This window comes from Arthrobacter sp. BK1 (assembly GCF_056680055.1).
The window spans coordinates 825,855-847,625 of sequence record NZ_CM155263.1 but is presented as its reverse complement, the minus strand read 5'-3'; the positions used below and the strand labels follow the sequence as shown (position 1 = coordinate 847,625).

At 65.3% G+C, this 21,771-nt stretch carries 10 protein-coding genes; 6 read left to right on the top strand and 4 right to left on the bottom strand.

The genetic code is table 11. The annotated features are described in order from the left end of the window. Positions 1-45: 45 nt before the first annotated feature. From AC1MCA_RS03755 to AC1MCA_RS03740, 4 genes are all read right to left on the bottom strand, one after another. Positions 46-1,494, bottom strand: coding sequence for a dicarboxylate/amino acid:cation symporter (locus AC1MCA_RS03755; RefSeq protein WP_479801327.1), 1,449 nt, complete (start codon positions 1,492-1,494; stop codon positions 46-48). A 312-nt stretch (positions 1,495-1,806) separates the two neighbouring features. Beyond that, positions 1,807-3,492: a DUF885 domain-containing protein gene (locus tag AC1MCA_RS03750; protein WP_479801325.1), complete on the bottom strand. Its 1,686-nt coding sequence runs from the start codon at positions 3,490-3,492 to the stop codon at positions 1,807-1,809. 9 nt (positions 3,493-3,501) lie between these two features. Beyond that, positions 3,502-3,732 (bottom strand): acyl-CoA carboxylase subunit epsilon, encoded by a 231-nt coding sequence (locus tag AC1MCA_RS03745; protein WP_479801323.1) that lies wholly within the window; start codon positions 3,730-3,732, stop codon positions 3,502-3,504. Further along, entirely contained in the window at positions 3,729-5,312 is a 1,584-nt protein-coding gene (locus tag AC1MCA_RS03740) for an acyl-CoA carboxylase subunit beta (RefSeq protein ID WP_479801322.1), read from the bottom strand. Before AC1MCA_RS03740 ends, AC1MCA_RS03745 begins: the two co-directional genes overlap by 4 nt. A 235-nt stretch (positions 5,313-5,547) precedes the next feature. Here AC1MCA_RS03740 and AC1MCA_RS03735 point away from each other — a divergent pair, with 235 nt between their 5' ends. The 6 genes from AC1MCA_RS03735 (at position 5,548) to AC1MCA_RS03710 (ending at position 21,762) form a co-directional block, all read left to right on the top strand. Beyond that, a complete protein-coding gene (locus AC1MCA_RS03735) occupies positions 5,548-6,432 on the top strand; it encodes an SDR family oxidoreductase (protein ID WP_479801320.1) in 885 nt (294 codons plus the stop codon). 83 nt (positions 6,433-6,515) lie between these two features. Continuing rightward, on the top strand, positions 6,516-7,436 hold the full coding sequence (locus AC1MCA_RS03730) for a biotin--[acetyl-CoA-carboxylase] ligase (protein ID WP_479801318.1): 921 nt from the start codon (positions 6,516-6,518) through the stop codon (positions 7,434-7,436). Beyond that, on the top strand, positions 7,429-8,046 hold the full coding sequence (locus tag AC1MCA_RS03725; RefSeq protein ID WP_479801316.1) for a PH domain-containing protein: 618 nt from the start codon (positions 7,429-7,431) through the stop codon (positions 8,044-8,046). The genes AC1MCA_RS03730 and AC1MCA_RS03725 overlap by 8 nt, the downstream gene beginning before the upstream one ends. Then, complete coding sequence (locus tag AC1MCA_RS03720; RefSeq protein WP_479801314.1) at positions 8,036-9,151, top strand: adenylate/guanylate cyclase domain-containing protein; 1,116 nt, start codon at positions 8,036-8,038, stop codon at positions 9,149-9,151. The genes AC1MCA_RS03725 and AC1MCA_RS03720 overlap by 11 nt, the downstream gene beginning before the upstream one ends. A gap of 208 nt (positions 9,152-9,359) precedes the next feature. Then, positions 9,360-15,506 carry an Ig-like domain-containing protein gene (locus AC1MCA_RS03715; protein WP_479801312.1) on the top strand — a complete coding sequence of 2,049 codons (6,147 nt, stop codon included), beginning with the start codon at positions 9,360-9,362 and terminating at the stop codon, positions 15,504-15,506. Positions 15,507-15,639: 133 nt separating this feature from the next. After that, a complete protein-coding gene (locus AC1MCA_RS03710; RefSeq protein WP_479801310.1) occupies positions 15,640-21,762 on the top strand; it encodes an Ig-like domain-containing protein in 6,123 nt (2,040 codons plus the stop codon). Positions 21,763-21,771: the final 9 nt, after the last annotated feature.

The window sequence follows — 21,771 nt, the reverse complement described above, 5'->3', positions numbered from 1 at the left end:
CTGTTGGTATCCGTGGTGGCCTACGGTCAGACCGTCACCTAAGGATCAGGCCTTGGTGCCGGCCAGTTCCCTGCCGGCGTCCGGCGAAGCGGTGCCTTCAGCGGCGGCGGAATCCGCGGCGGCGTCGTCCACGAACGGGGTGCCGTTGCGCGGCGCGTTGTAGAGCGTCTCGTCCAGGATGCCCTGGCGTTTGGACACGATGGTGGGGACCAGTGCCTGGCCGGCCACGTTCACCGCGGTGCGGCCCATGTCCAGGATGGGATCAATCGCCAGCAGGAGGCCGACGCCGGCCAGCGGCAGTCCCAGCGTGGAGAGCGTCAGGGTGAGCATCACCACGGCACCGGTGGTGCCCGCTGTTGCCGCAGAGCCGAGGACCGAGACCAGCGCGATCAGCAGGTACTGGGTGAAGTCGAGCTGGACGCCGAAGAACTGGGCCACGAAGATGGCAGAGATGGCCGGGTAGATCGCTGCGCAGCCGTCCATCTTGGTGGTGGCACCGAGGGGCACTGCGAACGAGGCGTAGGCGCGGGGAACGCCCAGGCTGCGTTCGGTGACCCGCTGGGTCAATGGCAGTGTGCCCACCGACGAGCGGGAGACGAACGCCAGCTGCACGGCCGGCCACACGCCGGAGAAGTACTGCTTCACGGACAGGCCGTGGGTGCGGATCAGGACCGGGTAGACCACAAACAGCACCAGGGCGAGGCCCACATAGATGGCGAAGGTGAACTTGCCCAGGGCCCCGATGGTGTCCCAGCCGTAGACGGCCACGGCGTTGCCGATCAGGCCGACGGTACCGATGGGGGCGATCCGGATGATCCACCACAGGACCTTCTGGATCACGGCGAGGGCGGAAGCATTGAGGTTCAGGAAAGGCTCGGCCGCTTTGCCCACCTTGAGCGCGGCCACGCCGACCGCGATGGCGATGACCAGGATCTGGAGCACGTTGAAGCTGACGGAGGTGCTGACCGTGGTGGCCGCATTGGCGCTTTCCGTCACGGTGGAGCTTGCGCCGAGTCCCAGGAAGTTCTTGGGGAACAGTCCAATCAGGAAGGACCACCAGTCGCCGGACTTGCCGGAGTACTTGGCCTCCTGCGTGATGCCGGTGTTGGCGCCGGGCTGCAGGAGCACACCAAGGCCAATGCCGATCAGGACGGCGATAAGGGAGGTGATAGCGAACCAGAGCAGGGTGTTCCAGGCCAGCTTGGCGGCGTTGGAGACCTGGCGCAGGTTCGAGATGGAACTGACCACAGCCGTGAAGATCAGCGGCACCACGGCAGTCTGCAGCAGCGAGACATAGCTGGAACCAATGGTCTGCAGCGTGGCGCCCAGGCCGTTGGGCTCTGCCTTGGTACTGCCCGTGTACTTGGCCAGCAGGCCGAGGCCCAGCCCCACGATGAGGGCGGCGATGATCTGGAAGCCGAACGAGCCAGCCCATTTGGGCAGCTGGAAGCCGGTCTTTCCTGCGGATTCGGGGGTGCGGGTTTGAGTGCTCACCAGAACACGCTAGGGCGGGTTCACTTAGCACAGCGAACGAACGTTGAGAAATATTACGCCGACACATACGCCGTTGCCTCTGGAATACCCCGCAAATCCGGCGTCATACAAGGCAATTGTGAAGTTATTCCCGCTCCGGCTGTGGCGAACCTCTCCCCAGTGAAACGGGAGGAGAGGGACTCGGCGGCCGCATGGCTCCCCGTCACGCCTGATACCCACAACGCGGGGTCACTTGACGCCCGATACCGCCGTCGGATTGGGCGTCAAGTGACCCCGCGTTGCTGTTTTAGGGCACGTCGGGGCGACTGGGAGCTAGGAGAGCAGCGTCCGGCGGAGGGTGTCGAGCCCTACGGAGCCGATGTTAAGGGCGCGGGTGTGGAACTCCTTGAGGTCGAAGCCGGGCCGGGCTTCAAGTTCCGCACGGATCTGCTCCCAGAGCCGCTGCCCCACTTTGTAGGACGGCGCCTGGCCGGGCCAGCCGAGGTACCGGGTGAATTCGAAGTTGAGCTGGCCCTCGCTGATGGGCAGGTTCTCCCTCAGGAATGCGTAACCCTTGTCCGGGGTCCAGGTTCCGGAGCCCCAGCGTTCAGGGACCTGCATTTCCAGGTGGATGCCGATGTCGAACACCACGCGGGCGGCCCGCATCCGTTGCATGTCCAGCATGCCCATGTGGTCGCCGGGGTCGGTGAGGTACCCGAGTTCCTGCATCAGCTTCTCCGCGTACAGTGCCCAGCCTTCGCCGTGGCCCGAGGTCCAGCAGACGTTCCGCCGCCACTTGTTGAGCAGTTCCCGCCGATAGGTGGCGGTGGCTACCTGCAGGTGGTGGCCCGGAACTCCTTCATGGAACACGGTGGTGGTCTCTGCCCAGGTGGTGAAGGTATCCTCGCCGGCCGGGACGGACCACCACATCCGGCCGGGACGGCTGAAGTCATCGGACGGGCCGGTGTAATAAATGCCGCCCTCGTCGGTGGGAGCGATCAGGCATTCGAGCTTTTTCATCACGTCGGGGATTTCGAAGTGCACTCCGGCGAGGTCTGCAACGGCCTTGTCCGAGAGTTCCTGCATCCAGGCCTTGAGCGCGTCAGTGCCCTTGAGTTGCCGTGCCGGATCATTGTTGAGGATGTCTTTGGCCTCAGCGATACCGGCCCCGGGCTTGATGGTGTCCGCCACTTTTTCCTGTTCGGCGATGAGGCGGTCGAGTTCCTGGACGCCCCACGCGTAGGTTTCCTCGAGGTCGACGGCGGCGCCCAGGAAGGAGCGCGAGGCGAGGGCATAGCGCTCCCGGCCCACCGCGTCCTTCTGCGGGGCGGCGGGAAGCAGTTCAGTGCCCAGGAACTCAGCCAGCTCCGTGTAGGCACCACGCGCGGCGCCGGCACCGGCGTCGAGCTTTTCCTGGATATTCTCCGGCAGGGGACCGGCCTCGGTCCGCGCCCCGGCCGCGAGCTTCGCGAAGAAGCCGTCCCCGGCGGCGTACTTGGTGGCCTGTTCAATGACGGTCGAGACCTGGCGCGCGGCTGCAACCCTTCCCGCTTCCTTGGCCGTCCGAAGTGCGTCGATGTAGCCGCGGACAGCACCGGGCACGTTCAGGGCCCGGCCGGCAATGTGATCCCACTGCTCCGCCGTTTCGGTGGGCATGAGGTCAAAGATGGCCCGGATGTCCTGAGCGGGCGAGGCAATGTTATTGAGGTTGGCTTCATCCCACCCGGACTCGTGGATTTCAAGCTGGAGGCCCAGCCGCTCACCCATGGCGTCCAGGGTGACGGCGTCAACATCATCCTGCGGTGCGAGGCCGGCCAGGGCAGCGAGCGCCTTCCGGGCTTCCGCCGCGAAGGCGGCGATGCCGGCCGGGGAGTAATCCGGGTACTCGGTCTCGTGGCCCGCGATGCCCAGTATGGTGGCAAACGAAGGATCCAGCCGGATCAGTGTGTCCGTGTAGTCATCCGCCACTGCATCAATGGCGGTCCGCGGACGGGTGGCGGGGGCGGTTTCGGTAGTCACCCCAAGAGCCTAACCCCGGCTCCGCCTCCAGGCGCCGGGACCCGGCGTGGGCGCAAGACGAAGTTGCTGCCGGCGGACCCAGTGCCGGACTGTGGGCTTGCCCGCCGCAGCGGCTTCCGTGCCGCTTAAGGAAAGAACGACGGCGGTGAGCGCCGCGAGCTCCTCGGCGGACGGTTGCCCCTTCACCACAGAGAACAGGGGTTCGGCGGACTCTTCCGCCGGATTGTCCTGGGCGCTCACAACGGGATGTTTCCGTGCTTCTTGGTGGGCAGGCTGGCCCGTTTGTCACGCAGTGCCCGCAGGCCCTTGATGATCTGGAGCCGGGTTTCAGACGGTGCGATCACGGCATCAATGTAACCAAGCTGGGCGGCCTGGTACGGATTGAGCAGTTCTTCCTCATACTGCCGGATGACCTCGGAGCGCCGGGCTTCAACGTCTCCGCCGGCCTCGGCAACGGACGCCAGCTCGCGGCGGTAGAGGATGTTGACCGCGCCCTGGGCGCCCATGACGCCGATCTGCGCTGTGGGCCACGCCAGGTTGAGGTCCGCGCCGAGCTTTTTGGAGCCCATCACGATGTACGCGCCGCCGTAGGCCTTGCGTGTGATGACTGTCAGCTTGGGGACGGTGGCCTCGGCGTAGGCGTACAGCAGCTTGGCGCCGCGGCGGATGATGCCCTGGAACTCCTGGTCCTTGCCGGGCAGGAAGCCGGGAACATCCACCAGGGTAATGATGGGGATGTTGAACGCATCGCAGTGGCGGACAAAGCGGGCGGCTTTCTCCGAGGCGGCGATGTCCAGTGTGCCGGCGAACTGCAGCGGCTGGTTGGCCACGATTCCCACTGTGTGGCCTTCAACGCGGCCGTAGCCGATGATCACGTTCGGGGCGTACAGGGACTGCATCTCCAGGAAGTGCGCGTCGTCCACAATCTGGCTGATGACGGAGCGCATGTCGTACGGCTGGTTCGCCGAGTCCGGGACAAGCGCGTCCAGGGCGAGGTCGTCGTCGTCGATTTCCAGGTCCTGCTGGTGCTCCAGCACAGGGGCCTCGGCCAGGTTGTTGGACGGCAGGAAGTCCAGCAGTTCGCGGACGAATTCGATGGCGTCGGTCTCATCAGAGGCCAGGTAGGTGGAGGTCCCTGTTGTGGCGTTATGCTGCCGCGCCCCACCGAGGGTTTCCATGTCCACATCTTCGCCGGTGACGGTTTTGATGACGTCAGGTCCCGTGATGAACATGTGTGAGGTCTTATCCACCATCACCACGTAATCGGTGAGGGCCGGGGAGTAGGCTGCGCCGCCGGCCGACGGGCCCATGATGAGTGAAATCTGCGGCACCACCCCCGAAGCGTGGACGTTGTTCCGGAAGATATCGGCGAACATGGCCAGCGAGGCGACGCCTTCCTGGATGCGTGCGCCGCCGCCGTCGAGGATGCCCACCACCGGGCAGCCGTTGCGCAGGGCGAATTCCTGGACCTTGACGATTTTCTCGCCGTTCACCTGGCTCAGGGAGCCGCCGAATACGGAAAAGTCCTGGCTGTAGACGGCCACCGGCCGGCCGTCCACGGTGCCGTAGCCCGAGACCAGGCCGTCGCCGAGGAACTTCTTCTTCTCCATGCCAAAGGCGGTGGAGCGGTGTACGGCAAGGGCATCGAACTCCACGAAAGAGCCCTCGTCCAGCAGGAGCTCAACGCGCTCGCGGGCTGTGTTCTTGCCCCGGGCGTGCTGCTTTTCGATGGCTTCGGGGCCGGAGGGCTGTTCTGCACGGGCCTGGCGGTCGCGGAAATCGGCGATCTTTCCCGCTGTCGTTGTCAGATCGTGGCTCATTCAGTATCTCCGGCTCTGTAGCAGATTGGTGCTGTAACAATGTGGTGTTTCCTGCGCGGTGGACTCCCGGCTGGACGCGGGAGTTAAGTGGATTCCACACAAAAAACGGACCCTGCTCGCTAGTCTAATGACGCCCTGGGCCAGGGCCGCTGTAGAAAACCTACAATTTTCGGCCTTCTTCCGCCGCGCTCCCGCATGTTACCGGTGAGTAACATAAGTCGGTTACAGTTGGTCCATGACTTCGAGCAACGACGCACGGACCGCCGCGGCCCCCTATCAGTCCACCGGTTCCCTGGAGGGCCGCACCATCCTGATGTCCGGCGGCAGCCGCGGCATCGGGCTGGCCATTGCCCTCAGGGCGGCCAAAGACGGTGCCAACATTGTCCTGCTGGCCAAGACCGGCCAGCCCCATACCAGGCTCGCCGGCACTGTCCACACCGCCGCCGCGGACATCGAAGCCGCCGGGGGCCAGGCCCTGCCGATCGTGGGTGATGTCCGCAGCGATGAAGATGTGGCCAATGCTGTGGCAGCCGCCGTCGAACGCTTCGGCGGGATAGACATCGTGCTCAACAATGCGTCCGCGATCGATCTGTCCACCACGGACCATATCGACATGAAGCGCTACGACCTGATGCAGGACATCAATGTCCGGGGAACCTTCCTGCTGTCCAAGCTGGCGTTGCCTGCCCTGCGGCAATCCGCCAACGGGCACATCCTCACGCTGTCCCCGCCGTTGAACCTTGACCCCAAGTGGGCAGGCAGGCATCTCGCCTACACCATGGCCAAGTACGGCATGAGCCTCACCACCCTGGGCCTCGCCGAGGAGCTCAAAGCCGATCGCATCAGCGTCAATTCGCTCTGGCCCTGCACGCTCATCGATACCGCAGCCATCCGGAACATGCCCGGCGGCCAGGCCATGGTCCAGGCCGCCCGCGGACCGCAGATCATGGCCGATGCCGCCCATGCCATCCTGACCGGCAGCAACTTCGCCGCAGGCGGAACGGCCAGCGGCAACTTCTACACGGATGAACAGGTCCTCGCCGCGGCAGGAGTCACCGATTTCCGGCCCTACAGCCTCGGCGTCGACGAGGAGCACCTGGTTCCGGACATCTTCCTCTGAGCTGCCGTTCCGCCGCGTCACCGTTCAGACATGTTCGCCGGGCGGACAGCCGCGGGGGAGCCGTGAGTCGATAGGATTCAACCATGGATGACTCACACGCCCCAGGCAATCCGTTGAACCGCGGAGCCCTGGCAGACCAGGATTTCCTGGCAGCCACCGGCATCGCCAAAGTGGTGGTGGTGGACTCCACAGGCTCCACCAATGCGGATCTCCTGCGGTCCGTGACGGTGGAGCCGGCGGAATGGCCCGATCTCTCGGTACTGACAGCGGAATACCAGAGTGCCGCCCGCGGACGCCTTGACCGGCGCTGGGAATCGCCACCGCTGAGTTCCCTGTCTGTGTCCCTGGTCCTGCGGCCGGCAAACGCCGACGGCAGGCCCCTGCCCACCCACACATACTCGTGGCTTTCACTGCTGGGCGCGCTGGCGCTCCGGGAGACCTTGCTGGACACGGCGGGCATCCCGGCCGAACTCAAATGGCCGAACGACATCCTGGTCCGTGGCCGGAAAATCGCCGGAATCCTCGCCCAGCTGGGGCCCATGGGTGACGGGGCCGTACCCCCGGTCATCCTCGGAACCGGCCTGAACGTGACCCTGACTGAAAAAGAGCTGCCGGTGCCTACCGCAACGTCGGTTGCCTTGGAACAGCCGCTGACCACTGACCGGACCGTGCTCCTGAAGAGTTACCTGGCCCATTTCGCCGTGCTCTACCGCGGTTTCTGCAACGCCGACGGCGATCCTGCGGCCGGGCTTGCGGGCGGGCCGTCACTCCACAAGCGGCTTGAATCCGTGATGGTGACGCTGGGCAAGCAGGTAAAGGCGCAACTCCCCGGTGACCACGAAATCATCGGGCACGCCACCAGGCTCGATGACTACGGCTCACTGCTCGTGGTGGACAAGGACTCCCGCGAGCATGTAGTGACCGCCGGCGACGTGGTTCACCTGCGCCCCTGGACCCCACCGGGCACTGAGCCTCCCCAGGGCGCGAACGGCGGATATGCGTAAAGACCTCGTTCCGGGCGAGCAGGTCATTACGACCACCCGCCCGCAGCCGAGGAAACTGGCAACTCCCGCAGCAGCTTTCGTCGCCGCCCCGGCCGCCGCGGCTTTTGTCAGTGCCTGGACAATGCGGGGAGAAACGGCCCGGCTGATTCCGGTGTTAAACGCCGACTGGACGCCCTGGATCATTCTCGCCTGCATCCTTGCCGTGGGTTGGATATGGTTGGCCTACTGCCTGCCCCGGCTCCTCCGGTGGCAGGGGACCCGTTATACGCTGACGAACCGCCGCATTGTTGCCCGCTACGGCATGATGAGGCGCCGGGATGTGCAGGTGAACCTGGCGTCGATCCGCAACGTAACGGTCCATCAGACGGTGCTGCAGCGCATATTGCGCTCAGGGAATATATCCTTGGAATCCGGGCACCACGGCGTGGTGACCATTCAGGATGCCCCGGAAGCGGCCCGGTTCAGGGACTTCGTGCTGGATGCAACGGATGAACTGCCCGAGGCCGGGGACCCAGGGACTGACGGAAGATTCGACGACACCGGCGTCATGGATTACACAGACCAGGCGATGCCGTGGGAGTTGAGAGAAGGTGGACACGATGAACGATGAGGACCAGCACCAGCTGCCGGATCCCGCCGCGCCCGGAAGTGCCCACCCGGCTACCGGAACCCTTTCGGCGGAACGCGTGGCTGCCAAAGCCCTCGAAACCAGGCTGCTTGGCGGTGAGCGGAAACTGCGCCGTCGGGAAGTGGCAGCCGGGGCAGGACTGTCGCTGCTTTCGGCACGGAAGCTCTGGCGGGCGTTGGGTTTCCCGAACTTCGGGGATGAGGATGTCGCCTTCACCGAACGCGACCAGGCGGCGCTGTCCACCGTGGTGGACCTGGTCCGCACAGGCGTACTCACCGAGGAAGCCGCCATTTCTGTGACCCGCGCCATCGGCCAGATGACGGACCGGATGGTGGTCTGGCAGATTGAAGCCCTGGTGGAGGACATGGTCCACGAGCAGGGTGTCACGGACGCCGTGGCCCGCAAGCGGTTGGTCAACGAACTGCCGATGCTGGTGGATGCGCTCGAAGAGATGCTGGTCTACTCTTGGCGCCGGCAGCTCAACGCCGGAGTCCAAAGGCTGGGTGTGCGCGCCGAAGCCGGACTGCAAGCCAGCGAAGAGGGCCGCGAGGGCGACGAAGACGACGCACCGCTGCCACTGGCGCGCGCCGTCGGCTTTGCTGACCTGGTTTCCTACACCAGCCTGTCCCGCCGGATGAATGAAAAGACCCTTGCCCGCCTGGTCCAGCGCTTTGAGAACAAATGCGCCGAGATCATCTCTGTCGGCGGCGGTCGGCTGGTCAAGACCGTTGGTGACGAAGTGCTCTACGTCGCCGAGACCCCGGCAGCGGGAGCCGAGATCTCCCTCGCCCTGGCCCAGGCGTTTACCGAGGACGAAATCCTTCCCGAAGCACGGGTGGCGATGGTGTGGGGCCGGATCCTGTCCAGGCTGGGAGATATCTACGGCCCAACGGTGAACCTCGCCGCGCGCCTCACCAGCCTGGCTGACCCGGGAACGGTGCTGATCGATTCGATGACAGCTTCAGCCCTGGACCAGGACGAACGTTTCATCCTTCTCCCGCAGCCCTCCGAAAATGTCCGCGGCTTCGGCGAAATCCACCCTGTCCTGCTGAAGCGCGGACAGGGCAAGGGCCTGATCCTGGACTAGCTTTGCCGCTGGCATTGACGCGGCGTCACGAATTTATCCACTTGATGGTGATTCGGCTATAGTCGGGTTATCCGGCTGCTGCGTGGGGAGTAGTGCCCATCACAGCCAGCTCACGGCCTTCGGGTCAATCGGTAGGCTGTTATCGGAAGTGCTGGCCTTGTCTCGGGCCGGCCCGGGGGAATCAAAATCTTGAAGGAAATCTGACGCCGTGACATCACTGCTGGGGAAGCTCGGTCTCAAGAAGCGGCACAACAAATTCATTTCGGGTACGGCTTTTGCTGTGGCCGGTGTTGCGTTGGTTGCGGGCGCCATCATTTACCCGGGGTTCAAGACCACTGAGGTGGAGCTGAACGACGGCGGTGTGTGGGTTGTCTCGAAGTCGAAGAATGCTGTGGGGCGGCTGAACTACCCCTCGCGGGTCCTTGATGGTGCGGTGACTCCGGCCAGCACCACCTTTGACATCCTGCAGGATGCCGGGAACGTCTTTGTCGATGACAACGCCGGATCCACCCTGAACCAGGTTTCACCGGCGAACATGCGCCTGGGCGGGGACAAAAAACTCCCGGGCTCGGCGAACGTGAACTTTGGCGCCGATGTCATCGCTGTGACCGACCACGCCAACGGCAAGGTCTGGGCACTCTCGCCCTCAACGCTTAGCGGATTCGATGAGGAGAACACCGAGCCGGTCCTCACCGGTTCGGCCGGAACCGTTTCGGCGGTGGGGGCGGATGACCGGATTTATTCGGCGGATCCGAAGTCCGGTGCGGTCACGGTGACTGAGGTGGATGTCAATGGTGTGGTGGTGTCGACGGATTCGAGTACGTGGGGTGAGTTGAAGGGCGCGGGTGATCTGCAGATCACGGTGGTGGGGGATCAGCCGGTGGTCCTGGATGCTGCTGCGGGGAAGTTGTTCCTGCCTGGCGGGAAGCGTCTGCAGCTTGAGGGTGCGCGGGATGCGAAGTTGCAGCAGGGTGGCCCGGCCGCGGATGCCGTTGCCATTGCGACGCCGAAGGCGTTGTTGAAGCAGCCGTTGGATGGTTCGACGGCGAAGACGGTGGGCTTCGATGGTGAGGGTGTGCCGGCGGCGCCGGTGCAGTTGGCTGGTTGTGTGCATGCGGCGTGGTCCGGGGCGAACAAGTATGTGCGTGATTGTGTCAATGATGCTGATGATAAGAACGTGGATGTGCCCAAGGCGAGTGCGTCGCCGTCGTACGTTTTCCGGGTGAACCGGGACCTGGTGGTCCTCAATGACGTGAACTCCGGGAACGTGTGGCTGGTGAACCAGAACATGCAGCTCGTCAACAACTGGGACGACGTCATCCCGCCCCAACAAACCTCCGAGGACGCGGACAAGGACTCCGCCGACGAAGTCCAGCAGACGGTGCTCCCGGACCGTACCAAACCCAACAGCGCGCCGGTCGCCAACCCGGACACTTTCGGCGTGCGCGCCGGCAAGACCACCATCCTGCCGGTGCTGGACAACGACACCGATCCCGACGGCGACATCCTCACGGTCCGCAGCCCTGACCCGCTCAAATCCGGGCTGCTCGCGCCCATCTACGGAGCCACCGGCTTTCAGGTCAGCGTCGGGGCGGACAGGGCCGGTGCGGAAACGTTCAAATACACGGTCGACGACGGGCGCGGGCTTTCCGCCAGCGCCGACGTCACGCTGAACATTGTCCCGCCGGGAGAGAACTCCGCCCCGCGTCAAAAGCCCAACCGCAACACCACGCTTGTGGTCCAGACCGGCAAGAACGTCACCCAGAACATCCTCACGGACTGGATCGACCCCGACGGCGATGACCTGTTCGTTGTGGGTGCAGTCAGCAGCGATCCCCGCGACCAGGTAAAGGTACGTCCCGATGGGCTGCTCAGCTTCCAGGACGCCGGCACGGAAGCCGCGCGCAAAACCGTCACTGTGACCGTCTCGGACGGACGGTCCTCCGCCGAGGGCAAAGTGACCGTCGACGTCCGCGCCCCCGGGGCCCTGCCGCCGATCGCCAACGCGGACCACCTCGTCGCAGTCGCCGGCGTGGACACCGTCATTGCCCCGCTGAAGAACGACTCGGACCCGCAGGGAGGTGCCCTTCGGCTCGCCCAGGTCACCGCGGACGGCAATTCAACCGCCACCATGGGTGCGGACCAGCAGACCTTTACCTTCAATTCCACGGCCGAGGGCGCACACTACGTGACCTACCTCGTCACGAACGGTCCGGCCAGCGCCCAGCAGCTGGTCCGCGTGGACGTTGTCCCCGGCGGGGGCGACGGCGCCCCGGTGGCTGTCCGCGATACCGCGCTGCTGCCCAGCGGCGGCAGCGTCCTGGTGGATGTCCTCGGCAACGACTCCGATCCGTCCGGCGGCGTGCTCGTGGTGCAGTCCGTGACGGCCGCCGACGGGCTCCCGGTCAGCGTCTCCGTGCTGGACCACTCTGTTGTCAGGATCACCGACCTCCGGGCCGAAGGCCAGCTCAGCGTCAAGTACACCATTTCCAACGGCAAGTCCTCCGCGAGCGGGGAGATCGCCGTCCTGGTGGTCCCCGCGCCCGCCAAACTCCAGGCACCGCAAGCCAAACCGGACGAGGCCACAGTGCGCGCCGGGGACGTGGTCACCATTCCCGTACTGGAAAATGACACCGACCCCAACGGCGGCCAGCTGACCCTGGAACCTGTCCTGGCCCAGCAGCCTGACGCAGCTGACGGCCGCACTTTCACGTCCGGCGGCGTGCTGCGCTTCATCGCCGGCGAGGTCCCGAAGACCGTGTACGCGATCTACAAAGTCACCAACGCGTCCGGCCAGTCAGACTCCCAGCAAGTGGCCATCCGCATCAGGGCCCGCGATGACGAGCGGAACACCCGCCCCGAACCGAGGAACCTCACCGCCCGCGTGGTGGCCGGCATGACCGTCCGGATCCCTGTTCCGCTTGACGGCGTGGACACCGACGGCGACTCCGTCCAGCTGACCGGCGTCGACAAAGCCCCTTCCATGGGAACGGCTGTGGTGAAGGACGGTTACCTCGAATTCACCGCCGCCGGCAACGCCGCCGGAACGGACACGTTCAGCTACCGCGTCCGGGACCGGATAGGCGCCGAAAACACCGGTACCGTGATCGTTGGCATCGCACCCCAGGAAGCCAACAACCAGAAACCCATCGCCATCGATGACTCCGTGGACGTCCGGCCCGGCCGCAAGATCGCCGTCGACGCCCTGACCAATGACTCGGACCCCGACGGTGATCCGATCAGCCTGGTGTCCAACGGCTTCGAATCCCGCCCCGAACTCGCCGTGGAGGCAGCCGACGGCGGCAAGGTGCTCCTCACCGCGCCGGACACCGCCGGAAACGAGAGCGTGGCCTACAAGATCCAGGACGACAAAAAAGCCCAGGGCAGTGCCGTGATCCGTGTCAGGGTCAGTCCGGACGCCGCCCTCAAGCTGCCCGTTGCCAAAGACGACGTTGTCACCCCCGCCGAAACCCTCGGCAAATCAGCTGTGGACGTCCCGGTCCTGAAGAACGATGCCGATCCCGACGGCGTTGCCGCCGAGCTCAAGATCAGCCTGCCGGACGGCAACCCGAACGCCCGTACCGGTGGCGACGGAAACGTTGTGGTGACCCTCGCCCCGAACGACCAGCTGGTCCCGTACACCGTCACGGACATCGACGGCCAAAGCGCGACGGCGGTCATCTGGGTCCCGGGCCAGGGCGAACAGCATCCCACACTGGCCAGCTCCGAGGTGGTCGAGGTGATGGCCGGCAAAGAGATCACCCTGGACCTGAACGAATACGTCCGCGTCCGGGAGGGCCGTGCGCCGCGGATCACCCAGGTGGACAAGGTCCGCGTCCAGGGAGCCGACCCGCAGAACGTGGTGCCCGGCAACGGCAGCGGGGACCAGCTGCGTTACGCCGCGCTCGAGGACTACGTGGGGCCGGGTTCGGTCACCTTCGAAGTGACGGATGGTTCCGGTCCCGAGGATCCGCAGGGCCTCAAGTCCACGCTCAGCATCATCACCAAGGTCATCCCGGATCCGGACGCCAACCACCCGCCTGTCTTCAGCGGCACCTCCCTCGACGTGCCCAAGGCCGAGTCCGCCACCCTGGAGCTGGGCAACCTGGCCAAAGACGTGGACGCCGGGGACCAGGAGAAACTCAGGTTTGAGCTGGATGGCACGCTCCCCGAAGGCTTCAACGCCACGCTGGACGGCGCCACCCTGAAAGTCACCGCGGACTCCAGCAGGGGGGCCGGCTGGAAGGGCAGCATCCCCCTCAAGGTCAGCGACGGCCGCTCCGAGCCCGCCAAAGCCACCGTCACGGCAACCGTCGTGGCATCCAACCGGCCCATGCCGGTTGCGAACGAGGACGTGATCGAGAAGGCCAACGCCGGCAAGACCGAGTCCATCAACGTCCTGGCCAACGATTTCAACCCCTTCAGCGACACCCCGCTACGGATCGTCGCCGCCACCGTGGAAACCGGCTCCGCTGCAGGCCAACCCGTGGTGGCCGGCGACTCCATTACTGTCACCCCGGCCAACGGCTTCAAGGGCGTGATGGTGATCCGCTACACCGTGATGGACAAGACCGACGACGTCTCGCGGCAGACCGACGGGCGCGTGCGCATCACGGTACGGGACAAACCGGACGCGCCGTCTGCCCCCACAGCGACGGATGTGCGCAGCCGCACCGCCGTGCTCAAGTGGACGCCGCCTTCTGACAACGGCGCCACGATCTCCAAATACACAGTGAGTTCCACCGGGTTCAGCCAGGACTGCGCCACCACAACGTGCACCCTCAACGGCCTGACCAACGATGTGAAGTACGTCTTCACCGTCACCGCCACCAACGAGGTGGGGGAGTCCGTGCAATCACAGTCCTCCAACGAGATCAGGCCGGATGAGAAGCCTTCCCCGCCCGAGGCTCCCACGGTCAAGGCCGGTGACAAGGACATGGTGATCAACTGGGCCGCCGCGAAGACCGAAGGCTCGGCAGTAAAGAACTACAACCTGGAGATCTCCCCGCCCCCTGCCAGCGGAATCGCCGTGAAGAACGGTGTGACCGGACTGACCTACACCTGGCCGGGCCTGACCAACGGCGTGCGGTACAAGGTGCGGGCCCAGGCCGTCAACGAACTGGGGCCCTCCGACTGGGGCCTGTACTCGGCCGAGGACAATCCTGCCGGGGTGCCGGCTGCGCCGGCAGCCCCGACAACGACGGTTGCGTCATCGGTCGGAAGGTCCAACCAGCTGAAGGTCAACTGGACCGAGCCGAACACCAACGGCGATGCGATCAAAAACTACTACGTCACCATGAGCGGCGGCGGCGGGGCCGCACAGACCCAACAGGTTGCCGGCACCGTCCGGACGGCGAACTTCACGGCCAACAACTCAGAGGCCTCGTATACCTTTACCGTCCAGGCCGAAAACAAGGCCGGGAAGGGTGCCGTCAGCGCGCCGTCCGCGCCGCGGCGTGCCACCGGAAAGCTCAGCCAGGTATCCGGAGTCAGTGTCACCGAGGCCAACACCGGCGGCGCAGGACGGCAGGTGACCATTAACTTCAAGGAACTCACCGCGGCCGAACGCAACGGGTCGGCGTATGGCGAGATCAGCTACACGTACTACGCCACCACCGGCCAGTCCGGGCCCGTCAGCCCGGGGGACACCAAGGGAGGCTTCGCGAACGGGGCCGCCACCACCATCACGGTCACCGCGCACTCCAGCGTGGCGCCAAGTTCCGATGCCAGCGCCGGGGCGGGCGCGAATCCTTACGGCGCCCCCGGCACGCCGTCGGCCTCCGGGCAGAACGGGGCAGAGAACCAGAAGAACCTCAGCTTCAGCTGGAGTTCGCCATCCACCTCAACCAACGACGTCGCGTACACGCAGATCAAGGTCGACAACGGTGGCTGGGAGCGGGTGGCCGCGTCCGGAAGCCGGACGATCAACACCGGTGGGTACAGCGAACCGCACTCGATCCAGGTCCAGACAGTGAACTCCCGCGGCACCGGCGGTCCGGTGGCATCTGCCTCCGCGCAGTCCGGGACGCAGAAAACCAGCTGGGCCACCCGCCTCAACACCGGAATGGACCGCAGCTGCACGGATCTTCCCGGACCTACGTCCTACGATCCGGTGGCCCACACCTGTGACGGCAAGGGCGGCTACGACAGGCCGTGGATGTCCCACATGGACTCGTTCACCGTTATGTGCTGGAAGCCGCACGGCACGACGTACGGCGGCGACGGCCAGTGGTACTACATCATGCGCGGTTCGCCGAACGCGACCCGCTGGATCAATTCCACGCACACTTCGATCGGCGCGCCCGGTCAGAGCGGCGTCCCGCTCTGCACCTTCCCGGTAGGGGCCACACCATAGCCGGGGGCGCCCGGAAGGCGGGCAGAACTGCCCATCGCCCGCCTCCGGGTCAATCGGTAGGCTGTTATCGGAAGTGCTGGCCTTGTCTCGGGCCGGCCCGGGGGAATCAAAATCTTGAAGGAAATCTGACGCCGTGACATCACTGCTGGGGAAGCTCGGTCTCAAGAAGCGGCACAACAAACTCATTTCGGGTACGGCTTTTGCTGTGGCCGGTGTTGCGTTGGTTGCGGGCGCCATCATTTACCCGGGGTTCAAGACCACTGAGGTGGAGCTGAACGACGGCGGGGTGTGGGTTGTCTCGAAGTCGAAGAATGCTGTGGGGCGGCTGAACTACCCCTCGCGGGTCCTTGATGGTGCGGTGACTCCGGCCAGCACCACCTTCGACATCCTGCAGAGCGCCGGAGATGTGTTTGTTGACGATGAAACGGGTTCGACCCTGAACCAGGTTTCGCCGGCGAACATGCGCCTGGGCGGCGATAAGCAGTTGCCGGGTTCGGCTGAGGTCAGTTTTGGCACCGACGTGATTTCGGTGACGGATCCGGCGTCGGGCAAGGTATGGGCGGTGTCGCCGTCGACAGTGAATGGTTTTGACCAGGAAGCGTCGGAGCCGGTGTTGGTGGGTTCCGAGGGCCTGGTTTCGGCGGTGGGGGCGGATGACCGGATTTATTCGGCGGATCCGAAGTCCGGTACGGTCACGGTGACTGAGGTGGATGTCAATGGTGTGGTGGTGTCAACGGATTCGAGTACGTGGGGTGAGTTGAAGGGCGCGGGGGACCTGCAGATCACGGTGGTGGGGGATCAGCCGGTGGTCCTGGATGCTGCTGCGGGGAAGTTGTTCCTGCCTGGCGGGAAGCGTCTGCAGCTTGAGGGTGCGCGGGATGCGAAGTTGCAGCAGGGTGGCCCGGCCGCGGATGCCGTTGCCATTTCGACGCCGAAGGCGTTGTTGAAGCAGCCGTTGGATGGTTCGACGGCGAAGACGGTGGGCTTCGATGGTGAGGGTGTGCCGGCTGCGCCGGTGCAGTTGGCTGGTTGTGTGCATGCGGCGTGGTCCGGGGCGAACAAGTACGTGCGGGACTGTGTCAATGATGCTGATGATAAGAACGTGGATGTGCCCAAGGCGAGTGCGTCGCCGTCGTACGTTTTCCGGGTGAACCGGGACCTGGTGGTCCTCAATGACGTGAACTCCGGGAACGTGTGGCTGGTGAACCAGAACATGCAGCTCGTCAACAACTGGGACGACGTCGTGCCGCCAAAGAACGAATCCGACGAACAGGACCAGGAATCGGCGGACAACAACACCATCAACGTCCTGCCAGACCGCACCAAACCCAACCGGCCACCGGAAACCAAACCCGACGCCGTCGGGGTCCGCCCGGGCCGCACCACCATCCTCAGCGTCCTGGACAACGATTCAGATCCCGACGGCGACGTCCTGACCGCCGCCGTCGGCGATTCCGGGCCCAAGGCCGGAACGCTGCAGAACATCTACGGCGGCACGGCATTCCAGATTTCGGTCCCCGCAGATACCAGGCCCGGCAGCGAAACGTTCAGTTACAACGCTGCCGACGGCAGGGGCCTTTCGGCGAGCGGCCAGGTGGCACTGACCGTGGTTGGACCCGACGAAAACAAGCCGCCCCTCTTCAAGCGCGGCGGCGACTCCACCACCATGCTGGTGGAGCAGGGCAAGACCGTAAGCCAGAACATCCTCACCGACTGGATGGATCCGGACGGCGACGACCTGGTGCTGATGGACGCCAAGGCGGACAACGACCAGGACCAGGTCAAAGTGCGCCGTGACGGCCTGCTGACCTACCAGGACTCCGGAGCTACCGCCGGCAAGAAGAACATCAGCGTGACCATCTGGGATGGGCGCGACACCGTGACCGGCAAGGTGGTGGTGAACGTCCAGCCGCCCGGCGCGCTGGCGCCCGTGGTGAACGCCGACCACGTCACCGCGGTGGTGGGCCAGGACCTGGTGATCGCTCCGCTGAAGAACGACGTCGACCCCAACGGCGGGGCTCTGCGCCTCGCCCAGGTTGAGGCTAACGGACCCGCCGAGCTGGGTCCGGTCACCGACGGCGGCACCTTCACGTTCAAGAGCACTACCCCCGGCCCTGTGTACCTCACCTATATCGCCAGCAACGGCCCGCAAAGCAGCCAGGGACTGATCCGTGTGGACGTGGAATCCGGCCAGGACGCCGGGGACCCCGTTGCTGTGCACGATGTTGCCCTGATGCCCACCGGCGGCAGCGTGCTGCTGGACCCGCTGGCCAACGACTCCGACCCCTCCGGCGGTGTATTGGTTCTGCAGTCCGTCAAACTTCCGGAAAACACCACCGCCTCGGTCAGCGTGATCGACCACAGCGTCCTGCGCATCACCGATGTCCTGGGCACCAAGGACCCGTTCCTTTTCGAATACACGATGTCCAACGGCAAGAAGTCAGCCACCGGCAGCGTCTCCGTGGTCCCCGTCCCGGCTCCCGCCGTCGTCGAAGCGCCCCAGCCCAAGCCTGACGAAGTTAACGTCCGCGTCGGCGACGTCGTGACCATTCCGGTGCTGCAGAACGATACGCACCCGCAGGGCCTGGAACTGAGCGTCGACCCCGTCCTTCCCCAGGCAGTCGACGAACTGGACGGCAAAAGCTTCGTCTCCGAGAACACGCTTCGCTTCATCGCCGGCCCGCAGCCCAAGACCGTGCGTGCCATTTACAACGCAGTGGACCCGCAGGGCCAAAAGAGCGCTGCCGCGGTGACCATCCACGTCCTTCCCCTCGAAGGTGCCCAGAACTCCCGTCCGCAGCCGCCGAACCTGACGGCCCGCGTGGTGGCCGCCGGAACGGTCCGGATCCCGGTACCGCTGGACGGCATTGATCCTGACGGTGACTCGGTGCAGTTGACCGGCATCGACAGCACCCCTGCCATGGGCACTGCCACGGTGGGCAGCAACTTCATCGACTTCACGGCAGCCGGTGACGGCGCAGGAACCGACACATTCCGCTACAAGGTGGTGGACCGCCAGGGCGCCGTCAATACCGGCACCGTGACGGTGGGCATCGCCCCGCGCGGCGAAACGAACCAGAACCCCACGCCCGTGGACGACGAAGTCAGGGTCCGTCCGGGCCGCCAGATCGCCGTGGACGCGACCGGCAATGACACCGACCCCGACGGCGACCAGATCCGTATCCTCACCGACGGCATCGAAGCCGATGCTGCCCTGCAGGCGACCGTCAGCCAGACCAGCGGACGCATCATCCTACAGGCCCCCGGCGCCGCCGGGACCGTCAACGTCCGCTACACGATTGCGGATGACCGCGGCGCTGCCGCCCAGGCCGCCATCCGTGTGGTGGTGGACAACGACGTGCCGCTCAAGGCACCGATTGCCCGGGACGACCGCGTAACCTCCGCCCAGACGATGGGCAAGACCGCAGTGGACGTTCCGGTCCTGAAGAACGACGAAGACCCCGACGGCGTCGGCGAAAACCTGAAGATCAGCACCGAGGCCACCACGGCCCGGCCCGGCGCGGACGGGACCGTGATCGTGGACCTCGCCGAGCAGCCGCAGCTCATCCCGTACACCGTGGAGGACGTGGATGGGCAGAAGTCCACCGCGATCATCTGGGTACCGGGCATCGGGCAGCAGGTTCCCACCCTGGCCAAGGATGAAGTCATTGAGGTGGTCTCCGGCCAGTCCGTCACCGTTGACCTGAACGAGTGGGTCAAGGTCCGGGAAGGACGCTCCCCGCGGATCACCCAGGCTGACCGGATCAAGCTCATCGGGGCCGACGGCGGTGACCCCACCGGAGGCAGCGCCACCTCGCTCAAGTACACCGCGGGGGCCGACTACGTGGGGCCCGGCTCGCTGAGCTTCGAAGTCACTGACGGCTCCGGACCGGATGACCCCCAGGGCCTGAAATCAACTCTGAGCATCCGCACCAAGGTCCTGCCCGATCCAAACCGCAACAACGCCCCCACCCTCCTGGGCGCCAACGTTGAGGTGCCCAAGGGCGAGTCTGCCGAACTGGACCTGAGCCGGCTGACGTCGGACCCGGACAGGGACGACCTCGAGAACATGAAGTACGAACTCGTCGGCGGCAGCCCTGACAGCTTCAACGCCAGGTTGGACGGGAAGACCCTCAGGACATCCGTCGACGGTTCAACGACGACGGGCACGTCAGGCGCAGTCCAGATCAAGGCGAAGGACTCCCGCGGCCTCGAAGCCACTGCTACCTACCAGCTGGCAGTGACAGCTTCCAACCGGCCCAAGCCGGTGGCCAACGATGACCTGGAGCCCAGCGCGGCTGCCGGGAAACCGGTCACCGTCAAGGTCCTGGCCAATGACTCCAACCCGTTCCCCGAGACGGCGCTGAAGATCATTTCGGCAGCGACCGAAACCGGCACCGGCAACGTGGAAGTAGCGGGCGACTCCATCGTGGTGACACCGGCTCCGGGCTTCTCGGGGTCCATGGTGGTGTCCTACACGGTGGCGGACAAAACCGGGGAAGCGTCACGGCAGGCGACAGCCCGCATCCGCCTCACCGTCAAAGACAAGCCACTGGCTCCCACCACGCCGCAGGCGCAGAGCGTGGGGGACCAGACAGCCCTGCTCAACTGGACGGCGCCGGCAGACCGCGGCTCACCCATCACCAAGTACACGGTGTATGGCGAATCCGGTTTCCGGCAGGACTGCCCCGCCAATACCTGCACGCTGAACGGTCTGGTCAACAACACGAAGTACCACTTCGAGGTGACGGCTACCAACGAGTTCGGCGAATCTGACCGGTCGCCCGCATCGGCCGAAATCAGGCCCGACGTCAAGCCGGACACCCCGCTGGCGCCAGGGCTGAAGTTCGGCGACAAGGAGTTGTCCGTGAACTGGGTGGCACCGGCCAGCAAGGGTTCCCCGGTCAAGTCCTACGACCTGGAAATTTCGCCGCCGCCGGCAGGCCAGAACGCGCAGATCCAGAACCTGACTGCGGTCAGCTACGTGTGGAAAGGCCTCCAGAACGGGGTATCCTACAAGGTCCGTGTCCTGGCCCGGAACGATGCCAAGGAGCCGTCCGAATGGAGCGCCTACTCGGCTGCTGAGGTGCCGGCAGGCATTCCCACAACGCCGGCTGCTCCTACTGCGGCCGCGGCGCCGTCCGTGGGTACCCAGAGCCAGCTCAACGTGACGTGGACGGCGCCGAACAACAACGGTGATGCCGTCTCGGCTTACACCCTGACGACGCTCAGGGGAGGGGCCGCCGTGGCGACCCAACAGGTTTCCGGAACATCGCAGAACGTCACCGTTGACAATTCGGAGTCCGGCTACACGTTTACCGTGTCGGCCACGAACAAGGCGGGTACGTCCGGCACCAGCGCACAGTCAGCGGCCGTACGGGCAGTGGGCAAGCCGGGCATGGTGGGCGCGCCCACCGCGGCCCTCGTTGATACCGGCGGCGATGGCGGGAAGATCGACGTCCGGTTCTCCCCGCTGACTGATGCCCAGCGCAATGGATCAGCACCAAGCGAAATCACCTACAGGTACAGCCTGACGTCCGGCGGCGGCAGCGGTAGCATTCCCGCCGGCGGGGCAGTGGTGGCTGCAGCCAACGGCACGGATACCGCCGTTGTGGTCTGGGCTGTCTCCTCCCGCAGTTCCACGGCGGGCGACGCCAGTCCTGCTTCCAACACCGTTAACCCCTATGGTCTGGCCTTTGCACCGACGGTGACAGGCAGCAACAGCAGCGGTGTGGGGGACAGGACGGTTTCGTGGACCTGGAACCAGCCCAGCGGCAACGGGCGACCAGTGACGGGCTACCAGTACAGCGTCGACGGCGGTGGCTGGCAGAACACCGATCAGCGGTCGTTCTCCAAGACCGTTGGCTACAGCGAGACAGTCCAGCTCCGGGTCCGTGCCATCAGCGCCAACCAGCCCGGCAGGATCGGACAGGACACCTCACGCAGCGGGGCCGAACCGCCCCCGCCGGCGCCGACGTCCTGGGACGTCTCCGCAGCCGTCCGCACGTGCACCGAACCCCGCTACGGTACGGACAGCTACCGGAACACCAACCCTGACCAGTGCGTCAGTCCGGGCATCTGGTTCAACTCCGGCTACACGGCGCAGACCGACTTCTACGTTGTCTGGTACAAGACTTCCAACAATCCGTCGGGAATCTGGTACCACCTGACCAGCGGGGCCGCCGCAGGAAACTACGCCAGGTGCGACACCGTGTCCCTTGGCTGCAACCCGCCCGGCGGCATGCCAAAACGATGATCACTGAAA